Annotated in this window: 22 protein-coding genes; 14 read left to right on the top strand and 8 right to left on the bottom strand. The window is 42.9% G+C overall.

Annotated features, from left to right (window positions below):
* Positions 1–52: 52 nt before the first annotated feature.
* From dapD to map, 3 genes are read right to left on the bottom strand one after another with little or no spacing between them, the layout of a single operon-like run.
* Positions 53–880 (bottom strand): 2,3,4,5-tetrahydropyridine-2,6-dicarboxylate N-succinyltransferase, encoded by an 828-nt coding sequence (gene dapD, locus JIG41_RS08570; protein ID WP_199524571.1) that lies wholly within the window; start codon positions 878–880, stop codon positions 53–55.
* Positions 881–889: 9 nt separating this feature from the next.
* On the bottom strand, positions 890–3,508 hold the full coding sequence (gene glnD, locus JIG41_RS08565) for a [protein-PII] uridylyltransferase (RefSeq protein WP_036969758.1): 2,619 nt from the start codon (positions 3,506–3,508) through the stop codon (positions 890–892).
* Between the two features lie 12 nt (positions 3,509–3,520).
* Positions 3,521–4,330 carry a type I methionyl aminopeptidase gene (gene map, locus JIG41_RS08560; RefSeq protein WP_227006846.1) on the bottom strand — a complete coding sequence of 270 codons (810 nt, stop codon included), beginning with the start codon at positions 4,328–4,330 and terminating at the stop codon, positions 3,521–3,523.
* Between the two features lie 248 nt (positions 4,331–4,578).
* Between map and rpsB the strand changes: the two genes are divergently transcribed.
* The 14 genes from rpsB (at position 4,579) to JIG41_RS08490 (ending at position 17,888) form a co-directional block, all read left to right on the top strand.
* Positions 4,579–5,307, top strand: a complete 729-nt coding sequence (gene rpsB / locus JIG41_RS08555) for a 30S ribosomal protein S2 (RefSeq protein ID WP_036969753.1) — start codon at positions 4,579–4,581, stop codon at positions 5,305–5,307.
* Between the two features lie 105 nt (positions 5,308–5,412).
* Positions 5,413–6,264: a translation elongation factor Ts gene (gene tsf / locus JIG41_RS08550; protein ID WP_036969749.1), complete on the top strand. Its 852-nt coding sequence runs from the start codon at positions 5,413–5,415 to the stop codon at positions 6,262–6,264.
* A 153-nt stretch (positions 6,265–6,417) separates the two neighbouring features.
* Positions 6,418–7,167 (top strand): UMP kinase, encoded by a 750-nt coding sequence (gene pyrH, locus JIG41_RS08545; RefSeq protein ID WP_036969747.1) that lies wholly within the window; start codon positions 6,418–6,420, stop codon positions 7,165–7,167.
* Positions 7,168–7,181: 14 nt separating this feature from the next.
* Positions 7,182–7,739 (top strand): ribosome recycling factor, encoded by a 558-nt coding sequence (gene frr / locus JIG41_RS08540; protein WP_036969745.1) that lies wholly within the window; start codon positions 7,182–7,184, stop codon positions 7,737–7,739.
* Between the two features lie 58 nt (positions 7,740–7,797).
* Positions 7,798–8,577, top strand: coding sequence for an isoprenyl transferase (locus tag JIG41_RS08535; RefSeq protein ID WP_036969734.1), 780 nt, complete (start codon positions 7,798–7,800; stop codon positions 8,575–8,577).
* A 22-nt stretch (positions 8,578–8,599) separates the two neighbouring features.
* Positions 8,600–9,466 carry a phosphatidate cytidylyltransferase gene (locus tag JIG41_RS08530; protein ID WP_036969733.1) on the top strand — a complete coding sequence of 289 codons (867 nt, stop codon included), beginning with the start codon at positions 8,600–8,602 and terminating at the stop codon, positions 9,464–9,466.
* The gene (gene ispC, locus JIG41_RS08525) at positions 9,463–10,662 is read left to right on the top strand and encodes a 1-deoxy-D-xylulose-5-phosphate reductoisomerase (protein WP_036969732.1); all 1,200 of its coding nucleotides are present in this window, start codon (positions 9,463–9,465) and stop codon (positions 10,660–10,662) included. The genes JIG41_RS08530 and ispC overlap by 4 nt, the downstream gene beginning before the upstream one ends.
* Before the next feature lies 1 nt (position 10,663).
* Positions 10,664–12,016 (top strand): sigma E protease regulator RseP, encoded by a 1,353-nt coding sequence (rseP, locus tag JIG41_RS08520; protein WP_036969731.1) that lies wholly within the window; start codon positions 10,664–10,666, stop codon positions 12,014–12,016.
* Between the two features lie 106 nt (positions 12,017–12,122).
* Complete coding sequence (bamA, locus tag JIG41_RS08515) at positions 12,123–14,594, top strand: outer membrane protein assembly factor BamA (RefSeq protein WP_199524570.1); 2,472 nt, start codon at positions 12,123–12,125, stop codon at positions 14,592–14,594.
* 11 nt (positions 14,595–14,605) lie between these two features.
* Positions 14,606–15,124, top strand: a complete 519-nt coding sequence (locus JIG41_RS08510) for an OmpH family outer membrane protein (RefSeq protein ID WP_036969722.1) — start codon at positions 14,606–14,608, stop codon at positions 15,122–15,124.
* A gap of 9 nt (positions 15,125–15,133) precedes the next feature.
* Complete coding sequence (gene lpxD, locus JIG41_RS08505) at positions 15,134–16,174, top strand: UDP-3-O-(3-hydroxymyristoyl)glucosamine N-acyltransferase (protein ID WP_065979755.1); 1,041 nt, start codon at positions 15,134–15,136, stop codon at positions 16,172–16,174.
* A 10-nt stretch (positions 16,175–16,184) separates the two neighbouring features.
* Positions 16,185–16,637: a 3-hydroxyacyl-ACP dehydratase FabZ gene (fabZ, locus tag JIG41_RS08500; protein WP_036969715.1), complete on the top strand. Its 453-nt coding sequence runs from the start codon at positions 16,185–16,187 to the stop codon at positions 16,635–16,637.
* A 2-nt stretch (positions 16,638–16,639) separates the two neighbouring features.
* On the top strand, positions 16,640–17,410 hold the full coding sequence (gene lpxA, locus JIG41_RS08495; protein WP_199524569.1) for an acyl-ACP--UDP-N-acetylglucosamine O-acyltransferase: 771 nt from the start codon (positions 16,640–16,642) through the stop codon (positions 17,408–17,410).
* A gap of 103 nt (positions 17,411–17,513) precedes the next feature.
* Complete coding sequence (locus tag JIG41_RS08490) at positions 17,514–17,888, top strand: septal ring lytic transglycosylase RlpA family protein (RefSeq protein WP_143474501.1); 375 nt, start codon at positions 17,514–17,516, stop codon at positions 17,886–17,888.
* Here JIG41_RS08490 and cydC read toward each other — a convergent pair.
* From cydC to JIG41_RS08465, 5 genes are read right to left on the bottom strand one after another with little or no spacing between them, the layout of a single operon-like run.
* Positions 17,885–19,621, bottom strand: a complete 1,737-nt coding sequence (cydC, locus tag JIG41_RS08485; RefSeq protein WP_199524587.1) for a thiol reductant ABC exporter subunit CydC — start codon at positions 19,619–19,621, stop codon at positions 17,885–17,887. The two genes, JIG41_RS08490 and cydC, sit on opposite strands and share 4 nt — an antisense overlap.
* Positions 19,614–21,374: a thiol reductant ABC exporter subunit CydD gene (cydD, locus tag JIG41_RS08480; RefSeq protein ID WP_199524568.1), complete on the bottom strand. Its 1,761-nt coding sequence runs from the start codon at positions 21,372–21,374 to the stop codon at positions 19,614–19,616. The genes cydC and cydD overlap by 8 nt, the downstream gene beginning before the upstream one ends.
* Complete coding sequence (gene cydX / locus JIG41_RS08475) at positions 21,364–21,516, bottom strand: cytochrome bd-I oxidase subunit CydX (protein ID WP_036969707.1); 153 nt, start codon at positions 21,514–21,516, stop codon at positions 21,364–21,366. Before cydX ends, cydD begins: the two co-directional genes overlap by 11 nt.
* A gap of 12 nt (positions 21,517–21,528) precedes the next feature.
* Positions 21,529–22,668, bottom strand: coding sequence for a cytochrome d ubiquinol oxidase subunit II (gene cydB / locus JIG41_RS08470; RefSeq protein WP_206770737.1), 1,140 nt, complete (start codon positions 22,666–22,668; stop codon positions 21,529–21,531).
* Positions 22,665–24,251 carry a cytochrome ubiquinol oxidase subunit I gene (locus JIG41_RS08465; protein WP_036969704.1) on the bottom strand — a complete coding sequence of 529 codons (1,587 nt, stop codon included), beginning with the start codon at positions 24,249–24,251 and terminating at the stop codon, positions 22,665–22,667. The genes cydB and JIG41_RS08465 overlap by 4 nt, the downstream gene beginning before the upstream one ends.
* Positions 24,252–24,528: the final 277 nt, after the last annotated feature.

Raw genomic sequence — 24,528 nt, 5'->3', positions numbered from 1 at the left:
CCTCATTAAGGAAAGCGCTTTTTAGTCATAACAGACTGTGTAAAATCACTGATTACTCATCAATCGAGCGAAGTAGTGCATTAATGCCTACTTTTTCGCGCGTTTGTTGATCTACTTTTTTTACGATGATGGCAGCGTATAGGCTGTGCGAACCATCTTTAGAAGGCAGTGAACCCGGTACAACAACGGCACCCGCTGGTACGCGGCCGTAGTGAACCTCGCCGGTTTCACGGTCATAAATGCGCGTACTTTGGCTGATGTATACACCCATTGAAATAACGGCGCCTTCTTCAACGACAACGCCTTCAACAATTTCAGAGCGTGCGCCAATAAAGCAGTTGTCTTCGATAATGGTTGGGTTTGCTTGAAGTGGCTCAAGTACACCACCAATGCCTACGCCCCCTGATAAATGAACGTTTTTACCAATTTGTGCGCACGAGCCAACGGTTGCCCAAGTATCGACCATGGTGCCCTCGTCAACGTAAGCACCAATGTTGACGTAAGAAGGCATAAGCACCACGTTTTTACCAACAAAGCTGCCTTTGCGCGCCACAGCGTTAGGGACTACGCGCATGCCGCCTTGTTGGAATTGATCTGGCGTATAGTCGCTAAATTTTAGTGGTACTTTATCGTAGAATTGATTAACACCATCGTTCATTGGTTGGTTATCACGAATACGGAATGACAGCAGTACTGCTTTTTTCAACCATTGATGAACAACCCACTCACCACTGATTTTTTCAGCAACACGAGCCGCGCCGCTATCAAGCAGTTCAAGCGCATCAATAATGGCCTGTTTTACTTCGCTTGATACTGTGCTTGGGCTGATACTATCGCGGTTTTCCCAGGCGTTTTCGATCATGGTTTTTAAATCTGACATAAGATCCTCTTATTCGGTTTCTGCGTTGAGTTTTTTACGCAATGCTTGATGAATTTTTGCTTGTTCTTCGTCTGTTAATGCTTGGTATTCATTATTCGATACCACGAAGAAATCTTCTGCGCGTTCGCCCACTGTGGTGATCCGTGCAGCATGAATATGCAGTAAATGTGCTTGGAATACTTCGGCTATTTTGGTCAGTAACCCCGGAATATCCACTGCTTGAATTTCAATTAGACTGCGGTCTTTTCGTGCATGCGGTCTAAGCACAATTTTTGGTTTAATATTAAAGTCTTTAAAGCGCTGCGAACGATTCTTTTTAAAGCGAATTTTCTTTTTAGGATCATTAATAGCGAGATCCAATGCACGCTTAATCGACTGTGCACGACCACTGGCGATAGGGTCGCCATTCACTTCTAAAATAACAAAACTAAACAACACATAACCGTCTTTGGTCGTTAACACTTGCGCATGTTGGATCTGTGCTTTTTTAGAGCCTATAACACTCACAAGGCGTGCAAATAAGCCACCAGAATAGGGGCTGTAAGCAAATACCTGTGTGCCACCATGCATTGCTGTGTCAGACACCATGACACTGGGTTGGCTTAAGTCTGCACTGTTTAACAGGTGCTCTGTGTGCCATGAAATCTGCTGCTCGCTAAAAGCGGTAAAATAATTAGCTTTAAAGCGACTCCAAATTAAATCAATCTGATCCTCGTTACAGCCAAGATTAAGCAAGCGCTGTTTTGCTTGGCGCTTTTTGTCTCGAATTTGATCTCGTTGGTCCATTGGATTTTCAAGCCCCAAGCGCAGTGCGCGCTGGGTGTGTAAATACAGCTCTCGCAGTAGGGTGTTTTTCCAATCATTCCACAAGTTATCATTTGTAGCACGGATATCAGCCAGTGTTAAACAATATAAATAATCGAGCTGGCGTTCATTTTTAACCTTGCTGGCAAAGTCTTTAATTACATCAGGGTCGTTAATGTCTTTGCGTTGCGCGGTGACCGACATAAGTAAGTGATTGCCAACCAACCACGCAATGAGTTTACCATCTGATGCAGGAAAACGGTGCAGTTTGGCAAACGCTAAGGCATCGACCGAGCCAAGCTCTGAGTGATCGCCACCACGTCCTTTGGCAATATCGTGAAAAATACCGGCTAAATATAACAGTTCAGGTTTATCCATGCGGGTGACGATTTCACTGCACAGAGGAAACTCACTGACTCGAGACTTATCAAAATATTTGTAAATATTATTAATAAGCTTGTGCGTGTGCTCATCCACAGTGTAGGCGTGGAATAAGTCAAATTGCATTTGTCCGAATATATTTCGCCACTGCGGTAAGTAAGCCGCAATAATGCCGTGTTTGTGCATGAGCGTGAATGCTCGGCCCATGCCATTAGGGTGTTTAATTAACCGTAAGAATGCTTCACGACACGCAGCGTAATCTTGTAAATCACCTAATAAACGGCGACGTACTTGGCGCATTGTACGAATCGTGCTTGGGTAAATATGCGTAATTTCGGGGTTGTCGGCAATGTGCTCAAACAACACAAAGAGTTGGTCGCGACGGAAAAATACAGAAGGGTTTTTAACCCGAATCTGATGACCAATACGCTCAAAGTTCCGGTCAAGCTCTACAACGGGTAACTCGCCTGCACCTGGCAAAATGCTTTGCTCAAAGTAAGACAGCAACATTTGGTTAAGCTCTCGTACACGGCTCATAATGCGAAATAAACGTTTCATCATGCGCTCGACCGACGCTTTACCGTCGCTACCAAAACCTAAAATTTCGGCAGCATGAGGCTGGTGATCAAACAATAAACGGTTTTCAGAACGTCCCGCAGCGATGTGCAAGGCAAAGCGGATATTCCACAGGTTTTCTAAACACTCTGAGAGTTCTTGGTATTCTTCATGAGTGAGGTAACCATGATTAATGAGTTCTTGTAATGTTTCAGCCCTAAAGTGCTTTTTTGCGACCCAAATAATGGTTTGTAAATCGCGCAAGCCACCTGGGTTTTCTTTAATATTAGGCTCAAGATTATAGGCGGTTCCATGGCATTTTTTATGGCGTAATTGTTGTTCTTGTACTTTTGCCAAAAAGAATTCATCAGAGCGCCAAATTGGCGTGTCGATTAAGTGCATTTTGAGTTTTTCAAACTCAATGTGATTGCCAAATATTAAACGGCTTTCGAGTAAGCTGGTGGCAAAAGTAACGTCTTCACGTTTTTGCTCCAGTGCTTGTTCAATAGTGCGAACACTGTGACCAATTTCGAGATTGAGGTCCCATAGCATCGTCACGAACTGGCCAATTTTTTCGCATACAGCGTCACTTGGTTGTTCACTAACCAGCAGCATAAAGTCAATATCGGAGTAGGGGTGTAGCTCGCCACGCCCATAACCACCGACAGCAATAAGTGCTAAATCACTTTCGTGGGCAAGGTCAAAGTCGTGAAACAGTTTAATCAATAAGCGGTCAATAAACTCAGCGCGGGCATTGATTAAGTTGCTGACGGGTTGTTTAGAAAATTCGTTCTGTAGCCACTTATAAAAATAACCAGAACAGTCGCGATAATCGCTAAGTTGCTCAGCTTGGCTGAGCAACTTTTTTACTTTGTTGGGTAATGCCACAGGGGCTGGCTCCTAGTGTTCGATGATCCTGTCGATAGTATCATCTGATCGGAGCGTTAAAATTTCAACACCATTTTCAGTCACTAACAGTGTGTGTTCCCACTGAGCAGACAATGAACGGTCTTTTGTAACGACAGTCCAGTTATCTTTTAATAACTTACATTGGCGTTTTCCTGCGTTCACCATTGGCTCAATTGTTAAACACATTCCTGCTTTTAACACCTCGCCTGTACCTGGTTTGCCGTAGTGCATTACTTGAGGTTCTTCGTGGAACTCAGCGCCGATACCATGACCACAATATTCACGTACAATCGAATAATTAAAGCTTTCTGCGTACTTTTGAATCGCGGCACCAATGTCACCTAAGCGAACACCTGGTTTTACCATTTTTATGGCAAGGTAAAGGCTTTCTTGGGTTATATCAGCAAGGCGTTTGCCTTGAATATTGGGTGTGCCTACATGGAACATCTTTGAGGTATCACCATGAAAGCCATCTTTAATTACGGTTACATCGATATTAACGCTGTCACCTTCTTTGAGAGGTTTGTCGTTAGGAATACCGTGACAAATAACATGATTCACTGAGGTGCAGATTGATTTAGGGAAACCGTGATAGTTTAGCGGCGCTGGAATCGCGTCTTGCACATTAACGATGTAATCGTGGCAAATTGTATTCAATTCATCTGTGGTTACACCAGGCACCACATGCGGTTCTATCATTTCGAGTACCTCAGCGGCTAAGCGCCCGGCAACACGCATTTTTTCGATTTCTTCAGGGGTCTTGATCACAGCACTCATTGAGGCTCCAAAGTTGTTTTTCAGGTCATTTTTCAGTGCACAATTTTTGCACTGAATGTTGAGTTTTCAATTTTAATATGGTATAAAGCGCGCCGTCTTTTTACAAATAAATTCTTTACTGATTTTTTGTATTTAAGACAAACACAATTTTATTTTAACACACACACGTATCGTCACATACACTTGGGTGCACATAAGTTACAAATTAACTTAGGTGTTGGTGCTATGGGATATGTGGAGGCCTAACCCTAAACTATTAGAGGAATTTACAAATGGCAAACGTTTCAATGCGCGATATGCTTCAAGCTGGTGTTCACTTTGGTCACCAAGCACGTTACTGGAATCCTAAGATGAAGCCTTTCATCTTCGGCGCTCGTAACCGTGTACATATCATCAACCTAGAGCAAACTGTACCAATGTTCAACGAAGCACTTAAGTTCTTATCGAACGCAGCTTCTAACAAAGGTAAAGTACTTTTCGTTGGTACTAAGCGCGCAGCAAGCGAAGCAGTTAAAGAAGCAGCTCTTCAAAGCGATCAGTTCTACGTAAACCACCGTTGGTTAGGTGGTATGTTGACTAACTGGAAAACAGTTCGCCAATCAATCAAGCGTCTTAAAGACCTTGAAGCACAAAGCCAAGACGGTACTTTCGAGAAATTAACTAAGAAAGAAGCGTTAATGCTTACTCGTGAAATGGAAAAGCTTGAAAAGAGCCTTGGTGGTATCAAAGATATGGGCGGTCTTCCTGACGCACTTTTCGTTATCGATGCAGACCACGAGCACATCGCTATCCGTGAAGCTAACAACCTAGGTATTCCAGTTGTTGCTATCGTTGATACTAACTCTAACCCAGACGGTGTTGATTACATCGTACCTGGTAACGACGATGCGATCCGTGCTATCAACCTTTACACAAGTGCTGTTGCAGCTGCGATCACTGAAGGTCGTGAGAACAACATCGTTGCTCAAGCTGAGAAAGACGACTTCGTAGAAGCTGAATAATTAGCTGTCATCAAGTCTTCATCTTACTTAAGGTGAAGACTTGTTATTCTTGTAAAGCGGCCTATACCGCTTCCCTAATAACAGAATTCAATTGAGGATATTCTAATGGCTGTAACTGCTGCCCTAGTTAAAGAATTACGCGAGCGTACTGGCGCTGGCATGATGGATTGTAAAAAAGCGTTAACTGAAACTAACGGTGACATTGAGTTAGCGATCGAAAACATGCGTAAGAGCGGTGCTGCAAAGGCTGCTAAAAAAGCGGGTAACATCGCTGCTGAAGGTACAATCCTTATCAAAGAAGGCAACGGTTTCGCTGCACTTCTTGAAGTTAACTGTCAAACTGACTTCGTTGCTAAAGACTCAAACTTCCTTGGTTTTGCTAACGAAGTTTTAGATGCTGCTGTTGAATCAAAAGCAGACATCGATGCACTTAAAGCACAGTTCGAAGAAACACGTGTTGCACTTGTTGCTAAAATCGGTGAAAACATCAACGTTCGTCGCGTTGAGTACATCGACGGTGAAAAACTATCTGCATACCGCCACGGCGACCGTATCGGTGTTGTTGTAGTAGGTGATGCTGACGAAGAAACACTTAAGCACGTTGCAATGCACGTTGCTGCGTCTAAGCCTGAGTTCGTAAACCCAGAAGACGTTCCAGCTGACGTTGTTGAAAAAGAAAAAGCAGTTCAAATCGACATCGCGATGAACGAAGGCAAGCCTGCTGAAATCGCTGAGAAAATGGTTGTTGGTCGTATGAAGAAATTCACTGGTGAGATCTCTCTTACTGGTCAAGCTTTCATCATGGAACCTAAGAAAACTGTTGGTGAAATTCTTAAAGAGAAAGGCGCAACTGTTACTAACTTCATCCGTTTAGAAGTTGGTGAAGGTATCGAGCGTAAAGAAGAAGATTTCGCTGCTGAAGTTGCTGCACAAATCGCTGCTGCAAAAGGCGAGTAATTTTCAACGTAAGTGACGCAACGATAATTAGATGAAATTAATCTGCTATTAGCTTTTGCGTCACTGACGAAAATTCTTTAAAATAACCGCGTTTTATGTGTAACCATAAGCGCGGTTATTTTTTATCTCATTATTAAGGCTGGCCCAAATACTATGACTATCAATCGTAAACCTATTTTTAGACGTGTTCTTCTTAAACTTAGCGGTGAAGCATTAATGGGAGACGAAGGCTTCGGCATCGACCCGAAAGTACTTGACCGTATGGCGCAAGAAATTAAAGAACTTGTAGAGCTCGACGTAGAAGTAGGTTTAGTTATCGGTGGCGGTAACTTCTTGCGTGGTGGTTCATTAGCCGAAGCGGGTATGAACCGCGTTGTAGGTGACCACATGGGTATGTTAGCGACTGTAATGAATGGTTTAGCGATGCGTGATGCGCTTCACCGTGCATTTGTTAATTGTCGTCTAATGTCTGCTATTCCACTTAATGGTGTGTGTGATGCATACAACTGGGCTGAAGCGATTAGCTTATTAAAATCTGGCCGTGTTGTTATTTTTGCTGCGGGCACAGGTAATCCATTCTTTACAACAGATTCTGCTGCGTGTTTACGTGGTATTGAAATTGAAGCTGACACCGTGATCAAAGCAACGAAAGTAGATGGTGTTTATTCTGATGACCCAGTTAAAAACCCAGAAGCTACACTATATCGCCACTTAAGCTACAATGAGATCATCGAAAAAGAGTTAAAGGTGATGGATTTGGCGGCATTCACACTTGCACGTGACCACAAAATGCCTTTAAGCGTTTTTAATATGAATAAATCAGGCGCGCTTAAGCGTGTTATTATGGGCGAAGATGAAGGAACGCTTATCTCTTCACAAGCCTCAGATGAAATTGTTAAATAGATTAGGATTGAACCGTGATTAACGATATCAAAAAAGATGCGTCAGAGCGCATGCAAAAAAGTGTTGCGGCACTAGGCAGTCAATTATCTAAAATTCGTACAGGTCGTGCTCACCCAGCATTACTAGACGGCATTCAAGTGTCTTACTACGGTGCAGACACGCCATTAAACCAAGTTGCAAATGTGACGATTGAAGATTCTCGTACTCTTGCAATTAGTGTGTTTGATAAGTCGCTTGCACAAGCGGTAGAAAAAGCAATTATGGCATCTGACCTAGGTTTAAACCCTATGTCAGCAGGTACTGTAATCCGTGTACCACTTCCTCCACTCACAGAAGAGCGTCGTAAAGACCTTATCAAAATTGTGCGTGGTGAAGTTGAAGGTGGCCGTGTTGCCATTCGTAATATTCGTCGTGATGCTAATGGCGATATTAAGAGCTTATTGAAAGATAAAGATATTTCTGAAGATGAAGCGCGCCAAGCTGAAGATGAAATTCAAAAGCTAACGGACAAATTCATCAAAGAGATGGATACACAGCTGGCTGCGAAAGAAGCAGAGTTGATGGAAATCTAAGCAACTAAATTTATTAGTTTTGAAACGCCGTCTGGGGTATACTAGACGGCGTTTTTTTATGGAATACTCGATATTTATGGTTCTTAACGCTGATAAAATTTCCCAGCAAAGTTTGCCTAAGCATGTCGCTATAATCATGGATGGCAACGGTCGTTGGGCGCAAGCGAAAAATCGCCCACGTGTATATGGGCATAAAAAGGGCGTTGATGCGGTTCGTCAATCAGTGCAATTTTGTACTCGCTTAGGTATACAGTCGTTAACACTATTCGCATTTAGTAGTGAAAATTGGCGACGTCCAGAAGACGAAGTAAATACACTCATGGAACTGTTTTTATTCGTACTGGGCAAAGAAGTTAAAAAACTTCATAAGAATAATGTAAAGCTCACTATTATTGGTGATTTATCGCGCTTTTCAGAAAGTTTGCGAAACAAAGTTGATGCAGCCCATGAATTAACTCGTAATAATACGGGTCTACAGTTAAATGTTGCAGCTAACTATGGCGGTCGTTGGGATATAACCAACGCAGCAACCGCACTTGCAAAAAAAGTCGCTGCAGGTGAATTAGCAGCTGAAGAGATTACAGAAGACCTCATGAATGAACACATGAGTATGGCAGGTCAAGGTGAGCTTGATTTAATGATCCGCACTGGTGGTGATTTACGCATTAGTAATTTTCTTTTATGGCAAGCTGCCTATGCTGAGCTTTACTTTACCGATACGCTTTGGCCAGACTTCAATGAAGCTGCTTTTGCTGATGCTGTCGCATGTTACGTTGCCAGAGAGCGACGATTTGGTTGTACCGGCGAACAAATAAAACAATTACTCGCCGAGACCTAATTACTAGTTGAAGGTACACACATTGCTTAAACAACGAATTTTAACCTCGCTGGTGCTGGCACCGCTTGCACTTGTACTGGTTTTTTATACCCCACTAACATTATTTAGTTATATCGCCGCTGGTATTGTTTTACTTGGTGCGTGGGAATGGTCAGCTTTTATGGGCCTGTGCGATAAAATTAAACGTTTTTCATTTGTGGCAGCCACGGCGGTCATTCTTGCTCTTTTCAATTGGCATTGGCCTATTGAAGCGTTGTGGCAAAATGGTCAGCTTGTTGGTGACGCGAACTATTTATTTACCCTTTCATTTGCATGGTGGATTGTTGCGACGTACTTAGTATGGCGCTACCCAGCCATGGCAAAAGCATGGAATGAAGGCATTCTCATGCGCGCGATTGCAGGATTCCTTACTTTAGTACCGTTGTGGCTTGCGCTCAATACCTTAAGAAGTGCAGGGTATACCGAGTCGACGCATTTTGGATCAGTGCTTATTTTAGTCGTGCTAGGTATTGTATGGAGCGCAGACATCGGCGCTTATTTCACCGGAAAAAACCTAGGTAAACGCAAGCTCATGCCGAAAGTCAGCCCAAATAAGACGATTGAAGGTCTATTGGGTGGCATTGTTGCCGCGGTTATTTTTGTTTTGGCGTTTTGTCACTTTACCAATGTAGACATGGCAGTATGGCCTATCTACGCCGTAATGACCGCGTTTATCGCCTTGTTTTCAGCAGTCGGTGATTTATTAGAAAGTATGTTTAAACGTGAAGTCGGCTTAAAAGACAGTGGCTCATGCCTACCCGGTCATGGCGGCATTTTGGACCGTATTGACAGTTTAACAGCTGCGGCGCCTATTTTTGTGCTTTGTTATGCATGGACGTTAAGTTTATGAGCAAAATAGAACAGCTTGTCGTACTTGGCGCAACTGGCTCAATCGGTTTAAGCACCTTAGACGTTGTTTCTAGAAATACAGATCGTTTTGCTGTTTTTGCATTAACCGCCGGGCAAAATGCAGAAAAAATGGCAGAGTTGTGTATTACGCATCAGCCTAAATTTGCAGTGATGGCGGATGAGAACGCTGCAAATAAATTAAAATCGTTGTTAGCTAATACCGCTTGTACAACAGCTGTGCTCGCGGGTGTCACTGCTATGAGTGAGCTGTCGGCGCATGTTGATGTTGATACAGTTATGTCGGCCATTGTCGGCGCGGCAGGTCTATTACCCACGTTAAGTGCGGTTGAAGCAGGTAAAAAAGTACTGCTTGCCAATAAAGAATCGTTAGTTATGTCGGGTCAGTTGTTTATTGATAAAGTAAAACAACACGGTGCAACCTTGTTGCCGATTGACAGCGAACATAATGCTATTTTTCAATGTATGCCAGCAAAACTGCAAGCCTCTGTGGGGTTACTGTCGGACAACGGCGTGAGTAAAATATTACTGACAGGTTCTGGTGGGCCATTTTTGACGCGTGACTTAAAGAGTTTGTCATCGGTGACTGTGGCAGAAGCTGTTGCGCACCCAAATTGGTCTATGGGACAAAAAATCTCAGTCGACTCAGCAACCATGATGAATAAAGGGCTTGAGTTTATCGAGGCTAAATGGCTGTTTAATTGCCATGCTAGCGATATTGAAGTGGTGATCCACCCACAAAGTATCATTCATTCTATGGTGCAATATCAAGATGGTTCGGTGCTTGCGCAAATGGGGAATCCTGATATGCGTACACCGATAGCGCATGCACTGGCGTTTCCTGAACGTGTTGATGCAGGGGTTAAGCCGCTTGATTTTTCTCAGATTGCTGATTTTACATTCACCAAACCTGATTATGCTCGTTACCCTAACCTTAAACTGGCGATTGATGCGTGTGAAATGGGACAGGGTGCAACAACAACAGTCAATGCTGCGAATGAGATTGCCGTTGCTGCATTTTTAAATGGGCAAATCGGTTTCACTGATATTTACCGTATAAACTCACAGACACTCAACGCGACTGAGGATGTGAACGTACACACGCTGGAAGAGATTTTAGCGTGTGATGAAGCTGCACGTATCAAAGCGAGTGAGTTTATAAAAAGGGGTCTGAACTAACATGTTTGATTTTTTCTGGAACCTTGGTTCGTTTATCTTGGCACTGGGTATTTTAGTGACTGTCCATGAATATGGGCATTTTTGGGTAGCCCGTAAAGCGGGTGTAAAAGTGCTACGTTTCTCAATAGGTTTCGGTAAACCACTGATTAAGTGGTACGACAAACACAAAACAGAATATGTTATTGCTGCTATTCCCCTTGGTGGCTACGTTAAAATGCTGGATGAGCGTGTCGATGAAGTACCTGCTGAAGAGCGTCATTTATCATTTAATGCTAAGTCAGTGAAAGCGCGAATTGCGATTGTAGCAGCAGGTCCTATGGCCAATTTTTTGTTCGCTATTTTTGCACTTGCTGTAATGTACATGGTCGGTGTGCAATCATTAAAGCCTGTGGTGGGGTCTGTAACCGAGGGCAGTCGTGCTGCAGCGGCTAAGATCGAACCTAATCAGCAAATTATCAAAATTGGTGAAGATGATATCAGCACTTGGCAAGATGCCACATTCTCATTAATGAGCCGTTTAGGTGAGCAAAGTGTGGTCGTCACATTACGTGATCAGAATTACCAAAAACATGTCCGCACTTTAAATCTAGATGGTTGGAAACTTGATCAGCAAGATGTCCCACCATTGACCTCAATCGGTATTGTGCCCTTTAGACCTGAAGCAACATTAACCGTTGCGCAAATCACTAAAGACTCAGCCGCTGAGCTGGCTGGTTTACAGGTTAATGACACAATTGTGGCTGTGAATGGCGAAAATATCAGCAGTTGGACCCAGTTAGTTTCAGTTATTCAGCAATCACCTAACAAATCCTTACAATTTAGTGTACAAAGGCAAGATAGTATAAGAAAGTTGACTGTGACACCTCAGAGCAGAACCAATGCAGATGGTGTAGCGCAGGGCTTTTTGGGTGTGGCTCCTGTAGTTGAAGCATGGCCAGAAAATTATATTGAAACTAGACATTATGGCCCTGTCGATAGTATTGTGCTGGGCATACAAGAAACATGGCGTTTAATCACCCTAAGTTTTGACATGATTGGTAATTTAATTACAGGTCAAGTCTCGGTTAAAAATTTAAGTGGCCCTGTAGGCATTGCAGTTGGAGCGGGAACTAGCGTAAGCTATGGCTTGGTTGCATTTTTAAGCTTTTTAGCTTTGATCAGTGTAAACCTTGGCGTATTTAACTTGTTACCGTTGCCAGTGCTTGATGGTGGGCACTTAATGTATTACATAATTGAACTTTTTCGCAAAAAGCCGGTCTCTGAAAAGACGCAAGAATTTGGTTTTAAAGTGGGTGCCTTGCTACTCATATTTTTAACATGTTTCGCTTTGTTCAATGATGTATCGCGTTTATAACAAATAAGTGAAAAATTCCAATTTGAACACGATTGTAAAACACCGCAAAAGTTTAATTTATAAGGTGTTGAGCGGTAATACAGTTGTAAAGGATAAAGATAACAAAATGGCTATAAAAAAACATTTGGCAGTTTCAAGTTTATTAGGTGCAAGCTTTGCAGCCCTAGGCCAAAACTCCTTTATTGTAGAAGATTTAAAAGTTGAAGGTTTACAACGTGTTGCTCTAGGTGCAGCGCTAACCCATATTCCGATCAACGTGGGCGATAATATTGATGAGTACACAATTTCAAGAACCATAAAGGCTCTCTATCGCTCTGGTCACTTTGACAATATTAAAGCGTTACGTGACGGTAATAACGTCATTTTTCGAGTAACTGAGCGCCCTACGATTAGCCTCATTGAGTTTGATGGTAACAAAGACATCAAAGATGAGCAGTTAAACGAGTCGCTAGACCAGCAAGATATTCGTACTGGTGAGCCGCTTGATAAAACGGTACTTGATAACATTGAAAAAGGCTTAGTTGAGTTTTTCCACAGTATTGGTAAATACAATGCAAAAGTGGAAGTTAGCATCACAAAGCTGCCACGTAACCGTGTAAAATTATTATTTAAGTTTGATGAAGGTGACGCCGCGTCAATTCGTCAAATAAACCTCGTGGGTAACGAATTATTCTCTGACGAAGAATTGCTAAAACTTGCTGAGTCACAACAAGACTTGCCGTGGTGGAAGTTTATGTCGAGTGACCGTTATCAAAAGCAAACTATCGAAGGCGATTTAGAGAAAATTCGTAGTTACTACTTAGACCGTGGTTACCTGCGTTTTAATATCGATTCAACACAGGTATCGGTTAGCCCTGAGCGCGACTCTGTTTATGTAACCGCTAATATTAGCGAAGGTGTAAAATACACCGTAAAGGGTTTTGACTTCATCGGTGATTTATTAGGTCGAGAAGAGCTAATTAAGAGTGTTATACCGCTAAAAACTGGTGAGCTTTATAATGGCTCAGTGGTTACGTCATCTGAAGAATTTATCAAAAGCTACTTAGCACGTTTTGGCTATGCAAACGCAGAAGTGCGCACCATTCCTGAGATTGATGATGAAAAGAAAGAAGTGCAACTGACACTGTCTGTTAATCCAGGTAAGCGTGTGTATGTTCGCCGAATCATTGTTGGTGGTAACCAAAATACTGCGGATGAAGTTGTTCGTCGTGAGATGACACAGCTTGAAGGTGCATGGCTTTCAAATCAAAATCTTGAGCGTTCAAAATTACAAATTCAACGTCTTCCATACATGGAAAGTGTTGATTTTAATGTGGTGCCAGTTCCCGGTGTTGACGACCAAGTTGATGTAGACTTTACGGTTAAAGAACAATCTGCTGGTAGCTTTAATGCGGGCCTTGCGTATGGTTCATACTTGGGTTTGCAATTTAATATTGGTGTGAGTGAATCAAACTTCTTAGGCACCGGTAACCAAATTGGCTTTAACATTAATACCTCACGTGGTTCTGAGCGTATCAGCTTGTCGTATACCGACCCTTACTTTACGCCGGATGGTGTATCGCAAGGAAGTAGTATCTTCTATAGCAACTATGATGCGAGCAAATTTAGTCTTATCGACTATAAATCGAAGAGTTATGGTATTGGTACCAATATTGGTTTCCCAATTGATGCGGTGAACCGTATTAACTTTGGTTTCCGTTGGATTCAAGAAGAACTGTCTGATATTGCAGAATATGAGCAAACACGTGTAATGCGTGAAACCTTCTTAGACCCAGAAAATCCAGATGCAGGTTTCGACTTTACCAAGTTTGAGCTGAGTGCAGGGTGGTCGCGTGTTACTGTAAACCGTGGTTTATTCCCAACAGCGGGTTCGCGTCAGTCACTGAACTTAACTGGTACAACGCCGAATTCAGATTTAACTTACTTTAAGCTAAATTATGATTCACGTTTTTACTGGCCAATCAGTAATGACCATCGTTGGGTATTCTCAACGCGTGCAGCCCTTGCTTATGGTAATGGTTATGGCACGACAAATGGCTATGACCAAACGCTGCCTTTCCAAGAGTTCTTCCGTATCACCGAGATGGAACTGCGTGGTTTTGACCGTAATACAATTCTACCGCGCGCGGTATCTCGTGAGCCACAAAGTATTCCGGGCACACCACTGCCAGATGGCACAACAACAGGCAGTATCGGTGGTGCATCAGAATTTGATGTATTAATACCTCGAGGCCGAATTGGTGGTAACGCCAAAGCTGTTGCAGGTATGGAGCTTATTGTTCCTACGCCTTTCTTAGATGAAGAAAACACCAGCTCTGTACGTACAAGCTTCTTCGTGGATGCTGCGAACGTATGGGATACAGAGTTTAACATTGACCGTTATCAAAACTTGTTACCTGATCAACGCGCTAAACTAGAGGATTATTCAGATCCTATGCGCTTTAGGGTGTCAACCGGTCTATCACTACAATGGATCTCTCCAATGGGTCCAATGCTGATCAGTTTTGCGTATCCATTGCAAAAAGAAGAAGATGACGATACGAAGACCATCAGCTTTAATATTAGTAATACATTCTAAAGGAGTTTTTTGTGAAAAAATCATTTAAATCAACAGCGTTTGCACTTCTTGCTACATTGTCTATGGGCCTATCTACTAATGCTTTTGCGCACAAGGTAGGGATTGTAGACATGCAAGAAATCTATAAACAAATCCCTCAAATGGCGAAAGTTGAACAAACACTTGAAGCTGAATTCTCAGAGCGTCGTCAGGAGCTTGAAAAGCTGCAAGGTGATATCCGTTTTGAAGCTGAAAAGTTCAAGCGTGAAGCAACGACAATGAGCGACAAGCAAAAAGAAGAATTACGTACTAAGATTCAAGGTATGCAACAACAACTTGCAGAAAAAGGCCGTCCTTTAGAGCAAGAAATCAAAATGCGTCAAAACCAAGAATTAGCGAAAGTACAAAAGCTAATCTTAGATGCAATTGAAGAAGTTGCTAAAGCTGGCAAGTTTGACGAAGTAAAAGTGAAAGAAACCACAATTTACGTTAACTCTAAAACAGTATCTGATTTATCAGATAAAGTAGTTGAAAAAGTAAGTAAGCAATAGAAACCATATATGCAAAACTACACGCTTTCGCAGATTGCGGATCTTCTGGGCGCCGAACTTCAGGGTGATGGCGCTACAGAGATTAAAAAAATATCAACACTTGCAAATGCCCGTACTGGGCATATTGCATTTTTAGCGAACAAGAAATATCGCTCGCAGTTAGATGATACACAAGCCAGTGCGGTGATCTTATCACCTGCCGACGCTGAGTATTTTGCGGGTAACAAGATTATTGTTGCTAACCCGTACGTGTGCTACGCCAAGCTAGCTCAATTAATGGACACGACGCCACGCTCTGCTACGACAGGTGTTCATCCGAGTGCAGTCATTCACGATTCAGCCTCAATTGGTGATAATGCCGCGATTGCTGCTAACGTCGTGATTGAAGCCGGTGCCGTGATTGCAAATGATGTGCAAATTGGCCCAGGTTGTTTCATTGGCGAAAATGCAAAAATAGGTCAAGGCACTAAACTTTGGGCTAATGTCACTATTTACCACGACGTTGAAATTGGCAGTGACTGCTTATTTCAGGCGAATACCGTGGTCGGCAGTGACGGGTTTGGCTATGCAAATGAGCGTGGCGAGTGGGTGAAAATTCCGCAGCTGGGTCGCGTTATTATAGGTGATAAAGTTGAAGTTGGGGCATCGACCACCATTGACCGTGGTGCACTTGACGACACACTCATCCATAGTAATGTAATTATCGATAATCAATGTCAAATAGCGCATAATGTCGAGATCGGTTCAGGTACAGCCGTTGCTGGTTGCACTGTTTTTGCTGGCAGTACCGTGATTGGTAAGAATTGTCAGATTGGTGGCATGGTCGCAATTAATGGTCACATTAGCGTATGCGATGGTGCTATAATCACGGGCATGAGTATGGTGACAAAGGCAATCACTGAACCTGGGATCTACTCATCTGGTTTACCGCATCTAACCAATAAAGAATGGCGACGCAGTATCGCCCATATCCGTAATTTAGGTGATATGAAAGACCGCATTAAAGCACTTGAGTCACTGACAAAGTCACTCAATATTGAAGACAAATAAGGAAGCTATTTTGGCAAATGAATTAAATAGTCTTGATATCCAAGATATCTTGAGTTTACTTCCGCATCGTTATCCGATGTTGCTTGTTGACCGTGTACTAGATTACACGCCAGGCGAGTCGTTACATGCTATTAAAAATGTAACAGTGAATGAACCTATTTTTACGGGACATTTTCCTAATCAACCAATCTTCCCAGGTGTGTTGATTTTAGAAGCAATGGCTCAAGCGACTGGTTTACTTGGTTTTAAAACAGTTGAAAACCGCAGCGAAAATGAACTTTATTTATTTGCTGCGATTGATAATGCGCGATTCAAGCAACCCGTTTTACCTGGCGATACGATGCATTTGCATGTAGAGTTTGTAAAAGAGCGCCGCAATATATGGAAATTTGCAGCAGAAGCAAAAGTTGACGGCAAAGTAGTGTGTACTGCCGAAATCATGTGTGCGAGAAGAGAGTTTTAACAGTGATCCATCCTACGGCGATAATCGAACCAGGTGCGAAGCTTGGAAATAATGTTTCAGTTGGCCCATACAGCTACATTGGTAATGATGTAGAAATTGGTGATAACTGTATCATTGAGTCTCATGTGGTTGTTAAAGGCCCATCGACAATAGGTTCTGGTAACCATATTTTTCAATTTGCATCGGTTGGTGAAGCTTGCCAAGACAAAAAATATGCTAATGAGCCAACTACGTTAATTATCGGTGATAACAACGTAATTCGTGAATGTGCAACAATCCACCGCGGTACTATCCAAGACCAAGGTGTTACTAAAATTGGTAGCAATAACTTGTTTATGGCGTACACCCATGTTGCGCATGATGCCGTTATTGGCGATAACGTTATTTTTGCTAATAATGCATCTGTTGCAGGCCATGTACACATTGGTGATTGGGTTATTCTTGCTGGTAACTCGGGTATTCATCAATTTTGTAAAGTGGGTGCACATGCATTTGTTGGCATGTATTCAGGCGTTAACAAAGATGTTCCTCCGTTTGTTACAACGATTGGTACCCCAGCAGGACCCGTTGCTATCAATACAGAAGGCATGAAACGTCGTGGCTTTGATAGTGATGAAATAATGGCAACACGCCGTGCGTATAAAACACTTTACCGTAAGAGCCTAGGTGTAGAAGAGGCAATCGCTGAACTCAGCGAAGATGCAGCAAAATACCCAGCCGTTCAGCTTATGATCGACTTTGTGAAAAGTTCTGAGCGCGGAATCATTCGCTAATCAATAGCGATAGACGAAAAGCCACCGACAGGTGGCTTTTTTGTATCTGTAGTTCAGGTTTTACTAAGCAAGGATTTGCTAAATTTATTGATTAAAAAGGACAATCAATATGAACAAACTCTTTATTTTAGTGTTAGCGACCTTGCTAATGAGTGGCTGTAGTAGCGCACCTTCCGTACCAAAGGGCGCGATAGAAAAAGGTAAAGCGAGTTATTACGCTGACAAGTACCATGGTCGAACGACAGCAAGCGGGGAGGCTTTTAATCAACAAGCCTTGAGTGCTGCTCATAAAACACTTAGGTTTGGCAAACGGGTCAAAGTGACGAACCTTGCCAACAACAAAAGTGTGATTGTTACCATTAACGACCGCGGCCCATTTATTCGCGGTCGCATTATTGATTTATCTAAGCAGGCGTTTTCAGAAATTGCTTCCTTAAAGCACGGTGTGATTGACGTTACCGTTGAGCAGCTCGATTAAAAGCGCGTGATCAGCTCAACATAATCAGCTTCGTTTGCAAGCAACTCTGCATGAGTGGCCACTGCTCTTATTTTCCCTTGCTCTAACCAAATGACCTTATCAACCCGGCTAAGCATGGCTGGGTCATGGGTAATAGTGAGCATCGTTTTATCTGCCCAAACTGTCTCAAGTGTATTAAGCAAATGGTATTTAGTGTGGTTATCTAAGCTTTCTGTCGGTTCGTCAAGAATGACTAAATTACCGTGCCTTAATATGGCTTGAGCAATTGCAATACGGCGTGATTGACCGTGCGACAGCTTTCTACCTGCTATGCCTAAACGGGTATTGAGCCCAGCCTTTAAATTGTTAAGCCAAGAGCTGAGTTCTGCTTGTTCGCAGGCTTGAATAAGCATTTCATCTGTTGCATCAGGCGCTGCATAGAGTAGGTTTTCACGCAGAGTGCCATCAAAAATATGATGCTGCTGCGCAACAATTGTCAGTTGTTTAAAGCGTGCTGAAGGTGTCATGCTCTCAAGCTCAAAACTGTGCTCGTCTGTGGTCAGCTTTAAAGAGCCTGATTGCAGTGGCCAAAGACCGGTGAGTAAATTAACAAGCGTGGTTTTACCACTGCCACTGGCACCAACCAGCGCAACCTTGCTTGCAGCACAGACAGACACGTTGATGTTATTAAGTGCCTTATGTGTGCTTCCAGCGTATTGATAACTGACATTACTTAACGTAAGACCGAGCGCTGATTGATTGTCTATTTCATTTTGCTGTGTATTGGCTTTGCTGTGATTGTCTTCAAGTACGAACAGGCGCTCTGCGGCGCTTAAGGTCAGAGGTAATTCTATAAACGCTGTAGGCAGGGTGAGTACAGTTTCAAAGCTTGCTAGAACAAATAATGCCAGCATAGCCAGTTCAACGTTTTTCATGGTGCCCAGAGAAACCAATGGAATAATCATAAACACACTTGTCAGCATAGTCAGTTGAATAACTAAGGTGCTTAAACCATTGCTGTTTGCAACCGCTTTATGGCGGCTATAAAGCTGAGCATTGTATTGTTGGCTTAAAGAATCACAATGCGTGAGTTGAGCGTTTTGTGCTTGATATACAGCAAGCTCTCTTGCCCCTTTTAATGTATCGGCAAGTTCAGCTCTTAATTCTGCACTAAGTTGTGTTTCGACATGCGCTTCTTTATGAAGTTTACGGCTTAGTAAAGCCGGGAGTAGCACCCCTATAACCATTAATGAAATAAAGCATAGCAATGCAACGTCGGCGTTATACGCTGCCATAAACGCCAGCACAATTGGGATAGTAAAAAGCGCAACGATGATTGGTAGCAGCACATTTAAGTAAAACTTATCGAGCGCGTCGACATCGTTTTGTAATCGATTGACTAAATCGGCACTGCGGCTCATTGCTAAATCGACATTATTGAGCCGACTCAGTGTTGCGAACATTTTTACGCGAATCTCGCTCAATAATAAAAATGTCGCGTTATGTGTAATCATTCGCTCGCCATAACGCGATGCGGTTCGCACAATCGCTAAAAAGCGGATCACGCCTGCTGGAGTAAAATAGTTCATCTGCACACCGGCAATGCCAGCGGCAGCCATCGCGGCCAAAAACCAGCCTGAAATAGCCAGTAAACCCACATTAGCCAGCACGGTTAAGCTTGCTAAAAAAGCCCCCAGTAACAGCATGCCAGCATGCGGTTTGCATAGTTTAAGTAAGCGTACAAAATTATGCAGGGGCTTCACCTCGACTTACCAGTTTTGCAAATAGCCCCGCGTCGTTGACCAGTTGTTTATAACGGCCCGATTCTACAATGCTGCCTTGCTGCATTACGTAAAGGGTATCAGCGTGCTTTACCGTATTAAGTCTGTGAGCAATGACCAAGACTAAATGATTTTTCGCATATTCACAGATTGCTTGGTTGATAAGCTGTTCTGTTTGGCTGTCTAAATGTGCTGTAGGTTCATCGAGTAGTAGAACTGGGGCATCTTTTAAAAATGCACGGGCAAGCGCTATGCGCTGTTTTTGCCCACCGGAGAGGCCTTCACCTTGCTCACCCAGTAAGGTATCAAAGCCATGTGGTAAAGCGTTAATAAATTCAAGTGCGCCCGCTTTACTGGCGGCTTCAATGAGCTCGTCTTGGCATGCATCAGGTTTGGCTAGACGCAGATTGTCGGCAACACTTCGGTAAAATAAAGTGGCGTGTTGAGGGATCCATGCAAGCTGTGCATACCAATCACTTAAAGCCGTGTCACTTAAGGGTTGTCCGTTGATGTTAATGGCGTGGTTAGCGTGATGATGAAAACCTAATAGGCAGTCAAATAAAGTACTTTTCCCTGAGCCACTTTCGCCAACAAATGCAATTAAACCCGTGTTAGGTAATGTTAAATTGATATCTGTCACCCCTTCGTTTGTTTCGGGGTAGTGATAGCTGAGAGCGGTTAGTTTTATGTCTTCAAGTGGTAATGGGAGAGGGGATGTACCCGTGTGATCATCTGCTTCACTGTGATTAATAATCTCGACCATATCAGCAGCAGCGCTGATACCTTCAAGTTTTGCATGGTAGTGGGTGCCCATTTGCCTAAGCGGTAAATAAAACTCAGGAGCCAGTAATAACACCACAAAACCAGTGGCAAAGTCGAGCGTGCCAAAAAACAGCCTAAAGCCAATAATAACGGCAACAAGGGCAACACTAATGGTGGCTAAAAACTCAAGGGCGAAAGATGATAAAAAGGCGACTTTCAACACCCCCATGGTCGCACCACGGTAATCATCAGAAATCTGACTTATGCTATTTAGCTCACGCTTGGTTGCATTAAAGAGCTTGAGTTGAGTCAGTCCTTGTAATCTGTCAAAAAAGTAATTTCCTAGTACCGCTAGCTTTTGCCAACGCTCTTGGTTTAACTGTTCAGCCTTATGGCCCACTAAAATCATAAAAAATGGGATAAGCGGGGCTGTTAATAGGAAAATGAGGCCTGCTTTGTAATCGGTTGGAAAAATCACCACTAATATCGCAAATGGAATAAGTGCACTGTAAGCCACACTTGGAATATAGTTGGCGTAATATTGATGCAGTGCTTCAACACCATTGTGTAAGGTATTAAGTGTAGCGCCATGACCTTTTTGTTCACTGTAGGCTGGCCCAAGTTTGGTGAGCTTTTCTAGCAATGTATTTCGCATCACGTTTTTTATTTTTAACGCGGCAAGGTTACTCACGCGTTCACTTAGCGCAACCAACAAAGCACGAACTAAAATTAGCCCAGCAAGAGGCCATAATAAAGGGCTTACGGCTTGCAAGTTTGCTTGTTCAAATATGACTTGATGAACTGCATTCGCAAGAAGGTAACAAGAGGCAATCATTAACAGGGCATTGAAAGTGCCCAGACTAATGCTTAATTTAAGCAGCCCAGAAGCGGACTGACTATACTGCTTTAAAAAAGCGCGCAGCGTTTGCTGCTGCGCGCGATTTGGTCGGGGTTTAGTTGTCATCGTTGTTTTTGAGTCTCGCGTACAGCTCTAGCTCATCATCAGCGATAGAATCTTTATGTTGATGAAATTCGTACCACATCACGTTAATTACCCCAAGTGTACAGGCTAATAGAACACCTAATATCCAGGCAAAATACCACATAATTAAATCTCCTTAATAGCTACCGTGAGTGTTGTTTTCGATTTCAGCGATAGTGACTTTTCGCCACATCTTCACATAACACCAGGTCGTGTAAGTTAAAATTAAAGGAACAAAAATAATGGCAACAACAAACATAACATTGAGGGTCATATGGCTCGAAACCGCATCCCACATAGTAAGACTAATATTAGGGTTGTTGCTTGAAGGCATAATAAACGGGAACATTGACATGCCTGCTGTTAAAATAACTCCAGCCAACATGATGCTTGATGAAACAAGTGCTAACGCAGGCTTTTGTAATTTAGATAACACAATAGCCAGTGCCGCCATCACAAATGTTAGCGCTGGGAAAAGCATCGTTAGTGGCATTTTTGTATAGTTATCAAGCCATGCACCTGGTGCCTGCGTTACTTTTTTAGCCAGTGGGTTCGCATAGCCTTGAGTGTCGCCCATGCTGACGATTGTATAACCGTCAATTTGCGATATCCAAACACCTGCTAAGGCAAACAATACAATAAACGCCATAAGTGCATATCGGCCATATTGTGCTGAGCGTTTGGCTACGTCTGCATCGGTACGAAGTTGCAGCCACATACCCGCATGACCAACCAACATAAGCACACTTATTAAGCCAGCAACAATGGCAAATGGATTAAGTAAAGCAAAGAATGAGCCCTGATAGCTTACACGTAATAAATCGTCAATATGATAAGGCACACCTTGTAGCAAGTTACCAAAAGCAACCCCAAATACGAGTGCAGGAATAAAACTGCCTGCAAACAAGCCCCAATCCCAGTTATTTCGCCAACGAGCTGACTCAATTTTTGAGCGATAATCAAACCCAAGTGGTCTGAAAAACAGCGCAAATAAGACCAACATCATTGCAAAATAAAAGCCTGAGAATGCAGCAGCATACACCATAGGCCATGCAGCGAATAATGCACCCCCAGCGGTAATAAACCACACTTGGTTACCATCCCAGTGAGCCCCGATGGTATTTATAACGGTTCGGCGCTCGACATCTGTTTTGCCAACAAGGCGGAGCAAAATAGCCACCCCCATATCCATGCCATCGGTAACAGCAAAGCCAATCAGGAGCACACCGATTAATACCCACCAGATTAATTTTAGTGTTTCGTAATCAAAGATCATGACTGTACTCCTTGGCCTGCTAGCGAGTCTTCTTTAATGAGTTCGTGATGATATTTACCTGTGTGCAAAGAGCTAGGCCCTTGTTTAACAAAGCGCAGCATCAACCAACCTTCAACGGTTGCTAGACCGGTGTAAAATACAATAAAGCCCGTAATGCTGATCAGCAAATCATTTACCGTTAACGAGGAGGTTGCTAAAAATGTGGGTAATATTTCTGAAATAGCCCATGGTTGACGTCCATATTCAGCAACAATCCAACCGAACTCAATAGCAATCCAAGGTAATGGAATACTCCACACGGCGGCCCAGAGTAACCAACGCTTATGCTCTATAACGCGTTTGGCGTTATAGTAAAAGGCCAGTACAAAGACCCCTAACATAATCACACCGCAGCCAACCATTATCCTAAATGACCAAAACATGGGCCCCACTTTCGGAAATGAGTCTTTCACCGCTTTCTGAATTTGCGCTTCTGTGGCATCAACCACATTAGGAGTGTAGCGTTTAAGCAACAGACCATAACCGAGGTCAGCTTTCAGTGTATCGAACTTGGCAATGTTCTCGGCGGAGTCATCACCACCACGCAATTTTTCGAGATACTCGTATGCTTGCATACCGTTACGAATACGTGTTTCGTGTTGTTTTTCTAAATCTTTGATACCCGTGACTTGTTCATCAATCGAACGTGTCGCAATAATGCCCAGCGCATAAGGTATTTTAACCGCAGCATGGGTGACTTGCTGTTCAGAGTCAGGAATACCTACCAGTGTAAATGCTGCGGGCGCTTCTTCTGTGTGCCATTCAGCCTCGATTGTAGCCAGTTTAACTTTTTGCACTTCGCCTACTTCATAACCAGACTCATCTCCTAGTAAAATAACGCATAAAATAGAGGCAAGGCCAAAACCTGATGCAACAGAGAATGAACGTTTCGCAAAGGCCAAATCACGACCTTTGAGTATGTACCAACTACTGATGCCGAGTACGAACATTGAAGCCGCGACATAACCGGCAGACACCGTATGAATAAATTTAACCTGTGCGACGGGGTTGAATACTAGCTCCGCAAAGCTGGTCATTTCCATGCGCATGGTTTGATAGTTAAACTCTGCGCCCACAGGGTTCTGCATCCAACCATTGGCAATCAAAATCCACAATGCCGAAAGGTTAGTGCCTAAAGCCATTAAAAAAGTCGCTGCAAGGTGTTGGCGTTTTGTGAGTCGCTCCCAACCAAGGAAAAACATGCCGACAAAGGTCGATTCTAAAAAGAACGCCATCAACCCTTCAATAGCCAGAGGAGCGCCAAAAATATCACCCACATAGTGAGAGTAATAAGACCAGTTAGTACCAAACTCAAACTCCATAGTGAGACCAGTAGCCACACCAATCGCAAAGTTTATACCAAACAACTTACCCCAAAATTTAGTCATATCACGGTAAATTTCACGACCTGTCATCACATAAACGGATTCCATGATCACCAAAATCCACGTCATACCTATAGTGAGTGGTACAAATAGAAAGTGAAAGAGGGCAGTAATTGCAAATTGCAATCGCGATAGATCCACAAATGTTTCATCTATCATTGTTTAGCTCCTTATTAAAGGGTGCGGTAGACACGACAAAAAAAATAGCTTTCAAAGTTTCAGTAATTACTGAAACTTCGTGAATATTAACCTTGTATCTATTTTAGTCAATAGAAAATAGGAAATTAATATGATAGCGATTGTTCGTTAATTCTACAGATTAGAGATAAAAACTAAATATTTCAAATGATTAATCTATAGTTTAAGAAAGTAATTAATTACTAATTCAACCCCTTTGACTTACTCAAAAGTGAGTAGCCCCCTGTGCTGGCATTGT

The organism is Pseudoalteromonas sp. bablab_jr011 (assembly GCF_016464045.1).
GTDB lineage: Bacteria > Pseudomonadota > Gammaproteobacteria > Enterobacterales > Alteromonadaceae > Pseudoalteromonas > Pseudoalteromonas lipolytica.
This window is presented reverse-complemented; position numbering and strand designations above follow the sequence as displayed.

What these genes read in the sequence shown, in the direction of transcription:
- JIG41_RS08465 (WP_036969704.1), bottom strand. Translation starts at nt 24,251, where the DNA reads ATGATAGATGAAACATTTGTGGATCTATCGCGATTGCAATTTGCAATT.
- tsf (WP_036969749.1), top strand. Translation starts at nt 5,413, where the DNA reads ATGGCTGTAACTGCTGCCCTAGTTAAAGAATTACGCGAGCGTACTGGC.
- pyrH (WP_036969747.1), top strand. Translation starts at nt 6,418, where the DNA reads ATGACTATCAATCGTAAACCTATTTTTAGACGTGTTCTTCTTAAACTT.
- ispC (WP_036969732.1), top strand. Translation starts at nt 9,463, where the DNA reads ATGAGCAAAATAGAACAGCTTGTCGTACTTGGCGCAACTGGCTCAATC.
- cydD (WP_199524568.1), bottom strand. Translation starts at nt 21,374, where the DNA reads ATGACAACTAAACCCCGACCAAATCGCGCGCAGCAGCAAACGCTGCGC.
- cydX (WP_036969707.1), bottom strand. Translation starts at nt 21,516, where the DNA reads ATGTGGTATTTTGCCTGGATATTAGGTGTTCTATTAGCCTGTACACTT.
- bamA (WP_199524570.1), top strand. Translation starts at nt 12,123, where the DNA reads ATGGCTATAAAAAAACATTTGGCAGTTTCAAGTTTATTAGGTGCAAGC.
- JIG41_RS08535 (WP_036969734.1), top strand. Translation starts at nt 7,798, where the DNA reads ATGGAATACTCGATATTTATGGTTCTTAACGCTGATAAAATTTCCCAG.
- rpsB (WP_036969753.1), top strand. Translation starts at nt 4,579, where the DNA reads ATGGCAAACGTTTCAATGCGCGATATGCTTCAAGCTGGTGTTCACTTT.
- rseP (WP_036969731.1), top strand. Translation starts at nt 10,664, where the DNA reads ATGTTTGATTTTTTCTGGAACCTTGGTTCGTTTATCTTGGCACTGGGT.
- lpxD (WP_065979755.1), top strand. Translation starts at nt 15,134, where the DNA reads ATGCAAAACTACACGCTTTCGCAGATTGCGGATCTTCTGGGCGCCGAA.
- dapD (WP_199524571.1), bottom strand. Translation starts at nt 880, where the DNA reads ATGTCAGATTTAAAAACCATGATCGAAAACGCCTGGGAAAACCGCGAT.
- cydB (WP_206770737.1), bottom strand. Translation starts at nt 22,668, where the DNA reads ATGATCTTTGATTACGAAACACTAAAATTAATCTGGTGGGTATTAATC.